A 12,226-nucleotide genomic window follows, 5' to 3' on the forward strand; every position below is an offset into this window, starting at 1 on the left:
TGCGGCGAGGTGATGACCATGCCAGGCCTGCCCAAAACACCCTCATCCGAAAAGATCTTCCTCAACGGCAAAGGACAGATCGAAGGGCTGTTCTAATCAAACAGCCTCTGGAAACTGCCTGAAAAATTACCGAAACGGCGCCACACGGCGCCGTTTCTGGTCAGGCCGGAATCGGGCGCCCGACAGGCTTACGGTTTCGAGACGCTCCTGATCAATTCTCGGGCGGCATAACGCGCCGCCCGTCTCCACGCCTCGTCATTGTCGCCGCGGAAGGTGAGCAGGCTGTTGAAGACCAGCTTCCTCGTCGACACTTCGTAGACCTCGAGACGCGACCATAGAACCAGCGTGCTCATCTTCTCGACGGCGCCAACGGCGACGAACCGCGCGCCCGCATCCCTGGCGTAGCCGGCAAGCTGGTCGAGGGTCAGCGTCTCCCTGGTGCAGCGCGGCTCTGGGCATTCCATGTCCGCCAGCGTGAACCGGCCGCTCTTCGAAAGCTCTTCGTGCAGGATGTCGTCGAAGCGCTGCAGGCGTGCAGCATGCTCGGCCTTCTGGTCGCGCAGTTCGCCCGATGAATCGACCAGGAAGAAACCGGCAAGCGCCAGCGAAGGGCGATTTTCGCGGGTCTCAGCCTTCGGTGAGGATACGGCAAAAAGGACGAATATGGTTGCGATCGTCCATGCGAGCGCCGTTCTCCAGGCTCTGGCCGGCGCCTGGTTTCTCCCGTCCGGCAAAACACGGCTGTCCATGATAGCCTCCCGACGCGGCAGCCGACTGGACCGCACGGCCCGCCGCAGCGACAACCGAGCTTAGGAGCGGCCCTTGTCGAAGACAATCAAGGCCGGCTTGTCCATTGGAAGGAGACGCGCGGTCGGGCTTGGCCCTCAGGCCTGAACTACAGGCGCATGCGGGCCACGGTCTGCCAGGTCGGATCGCCCCGAGATGTCAGGCGCCGATCCGATTGACGGCGTCCGTCGACAACCGGACAAGCCTGTCGAGAAACACGAAGAAAACGTCGATGCTAAAGCCAAACACGAAGGCAAGCGCGAAGACGCCCAGTCCTACCGCCCTGAAGTCTTCGTTGGCGTTGAACATGCCGTTCCAGAGCCATGCCAAAATCATTCCGGAAAGCGCGCCCAATGCCACGCGATGCAGGGTCCGGGTAAGCGACGGGTCAACGGCGCGCGGATCGAGCACGCGCCTCATATAGTACATGAGTGCGCCGAACGCCCCGAAGAGGCACGGCAGAACCATGAATGAGTAAAACGAAATTATGCTGGAGACGGGCTTGCTCAGCACCGAAATGAACGGGACCGAATCCGAATAGTAATTCAGGCCAAGCTTGCAGTTGAGATCGATAACTTTCATGACGTCGATGCCGAAACGATCCTCCAGCGAGGCCTTTATGATTGGCGGCAGGTTATCTATTGCTTCTGAAGAGCCGTTCTCAAACCTGCCAATGTCGTTGCAGAACGTATTGCGCATGCCGACAAAACGGGGAGAGTAGCCGTAGCCATTGCTTGCCTGTGGCAGGGAATCGCAATTCGAACGGCTGCGCGTCGTGACCTTGCCTGCATCCTTCGGCGCGCCCGAGGCGGCGGCTACGAGTTGCACCGGCCGTTGGAGCAAAAGGCAGGCCCAGCGGGTCGACGTGCGGTTCAGCCACGACGACATCGTTTCCATTCCCATGAACGGATAGGTCGCCTGCTTCTGAAAGTCGCGCGTTTCCGCTTCCAGGGCGTTTATCTTCTGATCCAGTTCGGTGAGTTCCGCCACATACTGTTGAGAAGCCTCCTGGGCCAGGCGGTATTGATTGTCCACCGGATCGCTGGGCGGTGAAATGATGCCTTTCATGACGGCGGCGGAATTGATCGACTTTCCCGGCTTGTCGCCGGTCGCGGCGGTTGTGATGTTTGCGCTCGAGCCATCCTCCAGCCTTGCCTCGGCATAGAGCAGATTGCGCTCCAGAATGCCGAATTTCTGCAGGGGTTTTTGTGCTTCCAGCGCCGCGAGGTCGGCTGCGAGGTCGACGCCTCGGTTGTAGATGTGCGTCAACTGACCGACGACGAACATGAAGAAGATGGAGGCGAGAACCAGCGTGGCCAGCCAAACGGATTTCTTGCGGTCGATTTTGACAAAGATTCCACCGGACGAACGGAGGTTCAACACAGCCCCGGCCGGCAATGTCGACACGAAGCTCGTGAAGAGGGCGTTGAGCTGAACGACGTTGGGGTCGCCCATCGAAACCCTGTTGATCCCGGCTTTTTCTATCGCGGACACGCGCGTGAGCAACTCACCGCTTCTCTGGTCGCCGATCTTGCGAAAATAGGAAGCGAGGAGTTTGGCGTCGTCGACAAGTTCGACAATGTTTGGGTCAGCCGGCATAACTTCCCCCCAAGGATCAGCCCAACTCGCCCCGGACGTACCCGTTGGGCGACAGGCAGCCGCACGGCGCGCCGGGCGGCCCCGGCGGGTTGGCCCAGCACCAGAAGGTTGGCGTGAAACAGATGGTGCCCGGAGCGTGCGGCGGCACCTGTGCAAGCGCGACACGCCCGAGCAAGGCAATCGCAATTGCAGACAACAGTACGATCAACTTCCATCCATGCGGCATCGCGACTGCTTTCCCAAGAAAACTTAAATCACGAAATATTGGACGTCAGTACATGAAAGTAACTTATGAGAAACTATTTTAAACAAACATTATAGCTATATTTCTTTCCAGAGGATGTGAAGTTTCTCACAGTCCCCTTTCTTTGCTTTCAGTACGTGGCGGTGCCTGAAATGACGGTCGGAAGCCTCGTTGCGCACCGCCCGACGTGCTGCCCCGTGGAGGCTCAGCTCCCGCGAGCCGGCCGTGCCGGGTTGCCGACGACCGTCGCATGGGCCGGAACATCCCGCGTCACCACCGAGCCTGCGCCAACGATTGCGCCGTCGCCAATTGTGACGCCGGCCAGAATGATCGCCGCGCCGCCGACCCAGACATCGTTGCCGATGGTCACCGGCCGGGCGATCTCCAGGCCCTTCAGGCGTTGCGCGGCGTCCTTGTGATGCTCGGCGCAATAGATCTGCACGTTCGGGCCTAGCAGCGTGCGCGAACCGATGCGGACCTGTGCTGTGTCGAGGATGGTGCAGCCGGCGTTGAGGAACGTGCGTTCGCCGAGGCTGATGTTGAAGCCGTAGGCGCAATGGAACGGCGCCTCGATGCGCGCGTGTTGACCAACAGAACCCAGCAGGGCGGCGAGGGCCGGACCCATGCTGCCGCGCCGGTCCGGGTCCATGGTGTTGTGTTCGTGCAGGGCGCGGCGGGCAACGACGCGCAGCGCCTCCAGTTCATCATCGACGCAGCAATACCAGTCGCCAGCCGCCATTTTCTGCCGTTCGCTCAAGTCCAAGGCATGGTCTCCGCTATCGTCGCGAGCAATGCGAACCATAGATTGTGCGGCCGTGCAAACACCGCAGAAGGTCCGGTCAGCCGGAGATCGCCTGCCGCGCCTTCTCCTCCAGCCATTCGGTCATCTGGCGGTAGGGCACCGGGCCATGGCTGACGCGGGCGACTCCGAGTTCGGCCAGGCGCTGGCGTGGCGGCACATGGGCAAGCGCGATGATGTTGACCGGCAGCGCGGTTGCCTTGCAGAGTTTTTCGATCAACGCCTCGTTGCCCAGGCCCGGCGCGAAGAAACCATGCGCGCCAGCCTTTTCGTAGGCATGCGCGCGCTCGACCGCGTCGAGCAACGCCTCGCTGTGTTCGTCGGGCTTGGCCTTGAGGAAGATGTCGGTGCGGGCGTTGATGAAGGCGGGGACGCCGGAAGCCTTGACCGCTGCGGCCGTTGCCTCGATGCGTTTCACTTGCAGGGCGATATCGTGCAGGCCGCTGCCGCCGACGATCTGGTCCTCGAAGTTGAAACCGACGGCGCCGGCCTCAAGCGCCCGCGTGATGGTCTTGGCGACGACCTGCGGTTCGACGCCGTAGCCGCCTTCCAGGTCCATGGTGGCGGGAAGCTCGACCGCGGCCACGATGCGGCGAAAATTGTCGAGCGCGAGATCGAGTGGGATCTTTTCGGCGTCGGCGAAGCCGAAGGCCGCGGCGACCGGCCAGCTGCCGGTGGCGATCGCCCTGGCGCCGGCCTTCTCGACGATCTTTGCGCTGCCCGGGTCCCAGACATTGTAGAGGACGACCGGATCGCCCTTGACGTGCAAGGCGTGGAATGTGCGGGCGCGTTCGATCTGGTCGCTCATGGTGTCTGCCTCGTCTCGCTGCTCGAATTTCTTTCGACGGCAGATTACCGCCGGGAAGAGGCGTTTCGGTAGGGGCAGCAAGCAATGGCGGGATGGCCACGCCTCACGGCATAAGCTGGCCGCCGTTCACCTCGATGACCTGGCCAGTGATGTAGCCGGACAGTATCGCGGAAGATAGGAACAGATAGGCGCCGACGCATTCCTGAGGCTCTGCGGCGCGGCCCATCGGGACGCCGGCGACCTGCATCTTCATTTGTTCAGGCGTTGTCCAGCGTTCGTGGAAGGGCGTCAGAACGAGGCCCGGGGCCACCGCGTTGACGCGGATGTTGTCGTTGACAAGTTCCTTGGCGAGGCCGCGCGTGACGTTTGAAACGAAGGATTTGGCCGAGCCGTAGAGCCCGGCGCCGCCGCCGGCGCCGTTGCGCGCGGCGACAGACGTGGTGTTGACGATGAAGCCGCCGTTCTTCTTCAACCAGGGCAGGGCGGTGCGGCAAGCGGTGACCACGGAGCGGGCGTTGAGGTCCATGACCTTGTCGTAGTGCGCGTCGGTGAGTTCGCTGTAGGGAATGCGGCCGAGCATGCCGCCGGCATTGTTGACCAGCCCGTCGAGGCGTTCGAATTTTTCAGCGGTCTCCTCGACGACGCGCACGACATCGGCGCTGACCGAAAAGTCGCCCTGCACAAGGAAGACCTCGCCGCCGGCGTCGCGGATTTTTGCGGTGAGCTTTTCGGCGGCCTCGCGGCTCTGGTTGTAGTGCAGGCCGACCAGGCATTTCTGTGCGGCGTAGGCTTCGGCAAGGGCAGCCCCGATGCCTGTGGAGCCGCCGGTGACCAGCACCGCCTTGCCGGCGAGATCGGGAATCGAGAGCGCTGAATTCTGGCTGGGCATGATTGCTGTCTCCGGCAAATGCGGGAGACGATACGATGCGGGCAAGGCGCTGGCTGCGTCAACAGCGGCGGCTGCATATTATTGGCTGGGAAGTCTTGCCAAGCGCTGGCCTATTTTTTCTGCCTCGGCTAGCTTGATCCACGCGACCGGGACAGACATCTTCAAGAAATCCGGCGCGACAGTGCTTGCCGACGAGAGCGATCTGCCGACGCGTGCGAGCCGTTGATCTGGCAAGCAGCCGGTTGAGGGGAAAAATGTCGATATTCATCTTTGCGCTTCTGATTGGAATCATCGCCGGCCTGCGCGCCATGACCGCGCCAGCGGCGGTGGCATGGGCGGCCTATCTTGGCTGGCTGCCGGTCGCCGGCACCTGGGCAGGCTTCGTGGGGCACTGGATCGCCGTGGCGATCTTCACCATCGCCGCACTGGCCGAACTGGTCACCGACCAGCTGCCATCGACGCCGAGCCGCAAGGTGCCGCAGCAATTCGGCGCCCGCATCGTTACCGGAGCGCTATCCGGGGCCGTCATCGGCACGGCCGGCGGCGCAATGCTGGTCGGGCTTATCGCTGGCGTCATCGGCGCGGTGATCGGCACCTATGGCGGCGCCGAGGCGCGGGCGCGGCTTGCCGGCACGTTCGGCAAGGACCTGCCGGCAGCGCTGATCGAGGACGCCGTGGCGATCCTCGGAGCGTTGTGGATCGTCTCGGCGGTCGTGTGATGACAAAGTTCGACGCCATCATTGTTGGCACCGGACAGGCCGGACCATCGCTGGCGGGCCGGCTGACCGATGCCGGCATGACCGTCGCCATCATCGAGCGCCACCATGTCGGCGGCACCTGTGTCAACACAGGCTGCAAGCCGACCAAGACGCTGGTGGCCAGCGCCTATGCCGCGCACCTCGCCCGCCACGCCGACGATTATGGCGTGACGCTCGGCGGCGGAACGGTCGGCATCGACATGAAAAAGGCGAAGGCGCGCAAGGACGCGGTGGTCAATAGTTCGCGCAACGGCAACGAGAGATGGCTGGGCTCCATGAAGGGCTGCACGCTGCTCAGGGGCCATGCGCGGCTGGAATCGGCGCGCTCGGTCAGCATCAACGGCGAGTTAATCACCGCCGACCGCATCTTCCTCAATGTCGGCGGGCGTGCGTCGACGCCCGACCTGCCAGGCATCAAGGACATCGAATACCTGACCAACAGCACGATCCTCGACCTGGAGACGCTGCCCAAACATCTGGTGGTGGTGGGCGGCAGCTATATCGGGCTGGAGTTCGCGCAGATCTATCGGCGTTTCGGCGCCGAGGTGACCGTGGTGGAAAAGGGCCCGCGGCTGATCGGCCGCGAGGACGAGGACGTTTCGGCCACGATCAAGGAATTCCTGGAGGCCGAAGGCATCCGGATCAGGCTCAACGCCGAATGCATCCGCTTCGCGCCGCATGGGAAGGAGATCGCCGTTGGCGTCGACTGCACGACCGGCGCGCCGGAAGAGATGGGATCGCATGTACTGCTTGCCATGGGCCGGCAGCCCAACACCGACGATCTCGGCCTGGAAAAGGCGGGCGTGGCGGTGGATGCGCGCGGCTATATCACGGTCGACGACCAGTTGCGCACCAACATCGACGGCATCTGGGCGCTTGGCGACTGCAACGGCAAGGGCGCCTTCACCCACACCGCCTACAACGATTTCGAGATCGTCGCGGCCAACCTGTTCGACAACGATCCACGCCGCGTGAGCGACCGGATTTCCACCTACGGGCTGTTCGTCGATCCGCCGCTTGGCCGCGCCGGCATGACCGAGGCCGAGGCGAGGAATTCGGGCCGGCGGGTGCTTGTCGGCAAAAGACTGATGAAGAATGTCGGCCGCGCCGTGGAAAAGGGCGAGACATGGGGTTTCATGAAGGTGCTGGTCGATGCCGACACCAAGGAATTGCTGGGTGCGGCTATCCTCGGCACCGGCGGCGATGAGGTCGTGCATGGCATCCTCGACGTGATGTACGCGAAGGCGCCCTACACGGTGATCCAGAGGGCGATGCACGTCCATCCGACGGTTTCCGAACTGATCCCGACGGTGCTGGGAGACCTGAAGCCGCTGGCCTGAGAGCCAGGTATCGCCGGGATCCGGGAAATCCGAGAACGGCCAAGGCCGCCCTCGGATCAATATTGCCAACCATGCCCGGTGGGCCGGTTTCAATGGGCAGTCGAGATTCCAGGCTGGCCGATGACGGCTTCTGCCTCGCTGTCGACCAGGATCTCGTCTGTTGACGTGGTCAGATCTCCGTTGAGAACGCGGTTGGCGCGTTCGCGATCGATGTCGCCTTCCCACGCTGCCACCACCACGGTGGCTACGCAGTTGCCGATCAGGTTGCCGAGCGCTCGCGCCATTCCCATGAACCAGTCGACCGAAAGCACCAGTACAAGGCCGATGGCAGGAATGACGGGCAACGCCGACAGCGTGGCTGCAAGGACGACGATCGCCGATCCGGGCACGCCATGGGCGCCTTTCGACGTCAACAGCGACACGCCAAGGATGACCAGAAGGTCGCCGGTCGAAAGCGGCGTGTTGGTTGCTTGCGCAATGAACACCGCCGCCAGCGTCAGATAGATCGAGAAGGCGTCAAGATTGAAGGAGTAGCCCGTTGGAATGACCAGGCCGACCGTCGAGTCCTTGATGCCCAGCCGTTCCAGCTTGCGCATGACCTGGGGCAGCACACTGTCGGAGGATGCGGTGCCGAGCACGATCGTGAGTTCTTCGCGCAGATATGCCAGCAGCTTGATAAGGCTGAAGCCTGCAATTTTGAGTATCAGGCCGAGTACGCCGAACACGAAGATAATGACGCTCATATAGAACAGCGCGACGAGATAGCCGAGTTGCTGCAGCGACGCGATGCCGTATTTGCCGACCGTGAAGGCGATCGCTCCGAACACGCCAATCGGCGCGAGCCTGACGATGAAACCGATGACCTTGAAAAGGACTTCGGTCGTCAGCCCGATGAAGTTGGCGACCGGCTGGCCGCGTTCGCCGAGCAGCGACAGGCCGGCGCCGAACAGGATCGCGATGAGCAGGACCTGAAGGATATCGCCCTTCGCAAAGGCATCGACGACGGTGGTCGGTATGATCCGCAGCAGGAAATCGACGGTGCCGGTGACTTGGCTGACTCTCTCCGTGTAGGTACTCATCGCGCTTGCGTCGAGGGTCGCGGGATCGATGTTCATGCCGGCACCAGGCGCGAAGGCGTAGGCGACGACGAGGCCCAGAACCAGAGCGATGGTCGTTACCACCTCGAAGTAGATGATAGCCTTCACGCCGACCCGGCCGACTTTTCTCAAATCGCCGGCGCCCACGACACCGTGGACCACCACACCGAACACCAGCGGCGCGATGATCATCTTGATAAGCTTGATGAAACCGTCGCCGAGCGGTTTCAACTGGGCCGCAAAGTCGGGCCACATGACGCCGACCAGCACGCCGAGTACGAGCGCTACGACCACCTGGCCGAAGAGTGATTTCAGAAAGTTAGGCATGTGTTCTCCTCTGATTGGCGGCCGTTGATCGGCTTCTTGTCTCGCCTGTGTTTGGACGGAGCTTCTGTCTTCGACGCGGTCTCCCTTGCATGCCGACCGCGCGTTTCGCCCGCGCGACAGAACGCTTTCTCGCGGGGTGTCACATCATGCATCGACTTGGGTCCATAGGTCCAATATATTGTTTGGTTAGATCAAGATGTTTTGGATATTGAAGGTAGCGAAGTGGAGTTGCGGCATCTCCGGTACTTCGTAGCGGTTGCCGAGGAACTCAGTTTCACGGCAGCCGCCGGCCGGCTGGGCATCTCGCAGCCGCCTTTGAGCCAGCAAATCAAGGATCTGGAGGACGAACTGGGGACGGCACTTTTCGAACGGACCAGCCGCCGCGTGGAACTTACCGCTGCCGGCGCAGGATTGCTGGAGCAAGCCCGCGCCATTCTCATTCAAGCCGAGCAAGCGGCCCTGCAGACACGGGCGATCGGTTCCGGGCAGGTTGGCCTCATCAACATCGGCACCACCGGATCGGTGCTTCTCGGATCGCTGGCCGAACTCATCGCTGCCTTCGGCGAACGGCATCCCGGTGTCGTGGTCCGCATTCACGAAATGGGGCCACTGGAGCAGCAGACGGCGCTGCTTAACCACCGCATCGACATCAGCTTCATAAGACGGCCACGTCACGAGCCGAATCTCATCACCGAGCTCGCGTGGCATGAAAATGTCGGCGTCGTGTTGCCCGAAGCGCATCCGCTGGCAAGATACCGGCAACTACCGCTGTCGGCGCTGAAAGATCAAAACCTCGTCTTCCTTCGCCTCAGTGACTCGCGCTTTGCGCGATATCTCCAGGATTGCTGCATCGAAGCGGGCTTCATGCCGCGCATATCGCACGAGGTGGTCGAATCCTATTCGCTGACGAGTTTGGTAGCGGCTGGTCTCGGCGTCGCACTCGTACCTGAAAGCGTAAAGAGGCTTTCGCGGCCAGGGGTCCTCTACCGGCCTCTCAAAAGTCCGACGCCGATCGCCGATGTGGAGATGATGTACCGGCCGGACCGCTCGGAGGTCGTGGAGCGGTTGGTCCGGCTGGCGCGCAATGTTCTGAACCCCGTCGCCTAGCTCCGGCGCAAGGCATTGCGCGGTGTACAGGGGCAACTTCGGACCCGCTCCCGCAAATCCCGCTTGCTCCCTCCCTCATTCGCCGCTATGGAATTTGCCATGAACACGCCTTCGAACAAGAACCTGTGGTGGTGGGCCAGCTGACAGCGGCCTTCGAAGCGCGTGCGCGTGGATTTCAGAATGGCCGCAACGGATTTCCGGGCGGCCTTTTTCTTTTCAGCTGGCTTTCCGGATCCCTGCCTGGGAACGGATGGAGACGGGAATGACAGTCGAACTGCTTGAAAACGGCGCCGAACGGTTTGTCACCGCAGGCGGCGTCGCGATCACCCGGCAGCGCCACGAAACGCCATATCACGGCGCCATAGAGGCCTATATCGACGGGCTGAACACCCGACGCGGCGCGGTGTTTTCCTCAAACTACGAATATCCCGGCCGCTATACGCGCTGGGACACCGCCATCATCGATCCGCCGGTGGTGATTTCGGCGCGCGGCCGCGCCATGCGGATCGAGGCGCTCAATACACGCGGCGAGGCCATGCTGCCGACGATCGCGCTGGCCATACTGGCCGAGAAGGACGTCACGCTGACCCAGACGACCAAGCGCCGCCTGGCCTTGAAGATTGCCGAACCTGGCCGCGCCTTCACCGAAGAAGAACGCAGCCGCGTGCCGTCGGTGTTTACGGTGCTGCGCGTCATCACCAACCTGTTCAAGACGGACCAGGACGCCAATCTCGGCCTCTACGGGGCGTTCGGCTACGATCTCGCCTTTCAGTTCGACCCGGTCGAGCACGTGCTGACCCGCCAGGAGAGCCAGCGCGACCTGGTGCTTTTCCTGCCCGACGAGATCCTCGTCGTCGACCACTATTCGGCGAAGGCCTGGCACGACCGCTATGACTACGCCGGCGACGGTTTTTCGACCGAAAACCTGCCGCGGGAGCGGGCTGAGGAGCCCTTCAAGCCGGCCGACCGCATTCCGCCGCGCGGCGACCACGAGCCCGGCGAATATGCCAGCCTGGTCGAGAAGGCGAAGGAGAGCTTCCGGCGCGGCGACCTGTTCGAGGTGGTGCCGGGGCAGATGTTCTACGAGCGCTGCGAAAGCCTGCCCTCGGAGATCTGCCGGCGGCTGAAAGCGATCAACCCGTCGCCCTATTCCTTCTTTATCAATCTCGGCGAAGGCGAATACCTGATCGGCGCCTCGCCGGAAATGTTCGTGCGGGTCAACGGGCGCCGGGTGGAGACGTGCCCGATTTCGGGGACAATCAAGCGCGGCGAGGACGCCATCTCGGATTCGGAGCAGATTTTGAAGCTGCTCAATTCCAAGAAGGACGAATCCGAGCTGACCATGTGCTCCGACGTCGACCGCAACGACAAGAGCCGGGTGTGCGAGCCGGGCTCGGTGCGGGTGATCGGGCGGCGGCAGATCGAGATGTACTCGCGGCTGATCCACACGGTCGATCATATCGAGGGGCGGCTGCGCGAAGGCATGGACGCGTTCGACGCGTTTTTGAGCCACGCCTGGGCGGTCACCGTGACCGGAGCGCCGAAGCTGTGGGCGATGCGCTTCATCGAGCAGAACGAGAAGAGCCCGCGCGCCTGGTACGGCGGCGCCATAGGCATGGTGCATTTCAACGGCGACCTGAACACAGGGCTGACGCTGCGCACCATCCGCATAAAGGAGGGCATCGCCGAAGTTCGCGCCGGCGCTACCTTGCTTTATGATTCCGTGCCGGAAGAAGAAGAAGCCGAGACCGAGTTGAAAGCCTCCGCCATGATCTCCGCCATTCGCGATGCGCGCGCCGGCAATGCCGCCGCCGCCGAACATCAGTCAGCGCTCGTGGGGGAGGGGGTCAACATCTTGCTTGTCGACCACGAGGATTCCTTCGTCCACACGCTCGCCAACTATTTCCGCCAGACCGGCGCCACGGTCTCGACGGTGCGCACGCCAGTGGCCGAAGAGCTATTCGACCGGCTGAAACCCGATCTGGTCGTCCTGTCGCCGGGACCCGGCACGCCGAAGGATTTCGATTGCGCCGCCACCATCAGGAAGGCCCGCGACCGCGGCCTGCCAATCTTCGGCGTCTGCCTCGGCCTGCAGGCGCTGGCTGAAGCCTATGGCGGCGAACTCAGGCAATTGCATATTCCGATGCACGGCAAGCCGTCGCGCATCCGGGTATCGAAGCCCGGAATCATCTTTTCCGGCCTGCCGAAGGAAGTCACCGTCGGCCGCTATCACTCGATCTTCGCCGATCCGGTGCGGCTGCCGGCGGGTTTCATCGTCACCGCGCAGACGGAAGACGGCGTGATCATGGCCTTCGAGCACGACAAGGAGCCGATTGCGGCCGTGCAATTCCATCCCGAATCGATCATGACGCTGGGCCACAATGCGGGCATGCGGATGATCGAGAACGTCGTCGCGCACATGCCGCGCAAGGCCAGGGAAAAAGCGGCGTGATGATCGATCTACCTTTTCCT

Annotated in this window: 12 protein-coding genes; 6 read left to right on the forward strand and 6 right to left on the reverse strand. The window is 62.5% G+C overall.

Going from position 1 to position 12,226, the window contains the following annotated elements:
* Positions 1-96 (forward strand): formate--tetrahydrofolate ligase (locus F3H98_RS11865; protein WP_149760371.1); only part of this gene is annotated, 96 nt, incomplete at its 5' end.
* A gap of 92 nt (positions 97-188) precedes the next feature.
* Here the strand turns inward: F3H98_RS11865 and F3H98_RS11870 are convergent.
* The 5 genes from F3H98_RS11870 to F3H98_RS11890 form a co-directional block, all read right to left on the reverse strand.
* The gene (locus F3H98_RS11870; RefSeq protein ID WP_149760372.1) at positions 189-749 is read right to left on the reverse strand and encodes a DUF2380 domain-containing protein; all 561 of its coding nucleotides are present in this window, start codon (positions 747-749) and stop codon (positions 189-191) included.
* A gap of 196 nt (positions 750-945) precedes the next feature.
* On the reverse strand, positions 946-2,550 hold the full coding sequence (locus tag F3H98_RS11875; protein ID WP_149760373.1) for a hypothetical protein: 1,605 nt from the start codon (positions 2,548-2,550) through the stop codon (positions 946-948).
* A gap of 284 nt (positions 2,551-2,834) precedes the next feature.
* The gene (locus F3H98_RS11880; RefSeq protein ID WP_425294835.1) at positions 2,835-3,431 is read right to left on the reverse strand and encodes a sugar O-acetyltransferase; all 597 of its coding nucleotides are present in this window, start codon (positions 3,429-3,431) and stop codon (positions 2,835-2,837) included.
* A gap of 37 nt (positions 3,432-3,468) precedes the next feature.
* Positions 3,469-4,236 (reverse strand): isocitrate lyase/PEP mutase family protein, encoded by a 768-nt coding sequence (locus F3H98_RS11885; protein WP_149760375.1) that lies wholly within the window; start codon positions 4,234-4,236, stop codon positions 3,469-3,471.
* Between the two features lie 103 nt (positions 4,237-4,339).
* Positions 4,340-5,125 (reverse strand): SDR family NAD(P)-dependent oxidoreductase, encoded by a 786-nt coding sequence (locus tag F3H98_RS11890; RefSeq protein ID WP_149760376.1) that lies wholly within the window; start codon positions 5,123-5,125, stop codon positions 4,340-4,342.
* Here F3H98_RS11890 and F3H98_RS11895 point away from each other — a divergent pair.
* Genes F3H98_RS11895 through F3H98_RS11905 form a run of 3 tightly spaced genes read left to right on the forward strand, consistent with a single transcriptional unit; the run spans position 5,124 to position 7,223 of the window.
* Positions 5,124-5,351, forward strand: coding sequence for a hypothetical protein (locus F3H98_RS11895; RefSeq protein ID WP_149760377.1), 228 nt, complete (start codon positions 5,124-5,126; stop codon positions 5,349-5,351). The two genes, F3H98_RS11890 and F3H98_RS11895, sit on opposite strands and share 2 nt — an antisense overlap.
* 28 nt (positions 5,352-5,379) lie before the next feature.
* Positions 5,380-5,844, forward strand: coding sequence for a DUF4126 domain-containing protein (locus F3H98_RS11900; protein WP_149760378.1), 465 nt, complete (start codon positions 5,380-5,382; stop codon positions 5,842-5,844).
* Positions 5,844-7,223 (forward strand): FAD-containing oxidoreductase, encoded by a 1,380-nt coding sequence (locus tag F3H98_RS11905; protein ID WP_149760379.1) that lies wholly within the window; start codon positions 5,844-5,846, stop codon positions 7,221-7,223. Before F3H98_RS11900 ends, F3H98_RS11905 begins: the two co-directional genes overlap by 1 nt.
* Before the next feature lie 89 nt (positions 7,224-7,312).
* Here the strand turns inward: F3H98_RS11905 and F3H98_RS11910 are convergent, their stop codons facing one another.
* Positions 7,313-8,647, reverse strand: a complete 1,335-nt coding sequence (locus F3H98_RS11910) for a dicarboxylate/amino acid:cation symporter (RefSeq protein ID WP_149760380.1) — start codon at positions 8,645-8,647, stop codon at positions 7,313-7,315.
* A gap of 222 nt (positions 8,648-8,869) precedes the next feature.
* Between F3H98_RS11910 and F3H98_RS11915 the strand changes: the two genes are divergently transcribed.
* Together F3H98_RS11915 and F3H98_RS11920 are read left to right on the forward strand one after the other, a co-directional pair.
* Positions 8,870-9,754: a LysR substrate-binding domain-containing protein gene (locus F3H98_RS11915; RefSeq protein WP_149760381.1), complete on the forward strand. Its 885-nt coding sequence runs from the start codon at positions 8,870-8,872 to the stop codon at positions 9,752-9,754.
* 262 nt (positions 9,755-10,016) lie between these two features.
* Positions 10,017-12,206 (forward strand): anthranilate synthase, encoded by a 2,190-nt coding sequence (locus tag F3H98_RS11920; protein ID WP_149760382.1) that lies wholly within the window; start codon positions 10,017-10,019, stop codon positions 12,204-12,206.
* Positions 12,207-12,226 lie beyond the last annotated feature (20 nt).

This window comes from Neomesorhizobium albiziae, assembly GCF_900114255.1.
Classification (GTDB): domain Bacteria; phylum Pseudomonadota; class Alphaproteobacteria; order Rhizobiales; family Rhizobiaceae; genus Neomesorhizobium; species Neomesorhizobium albiziae.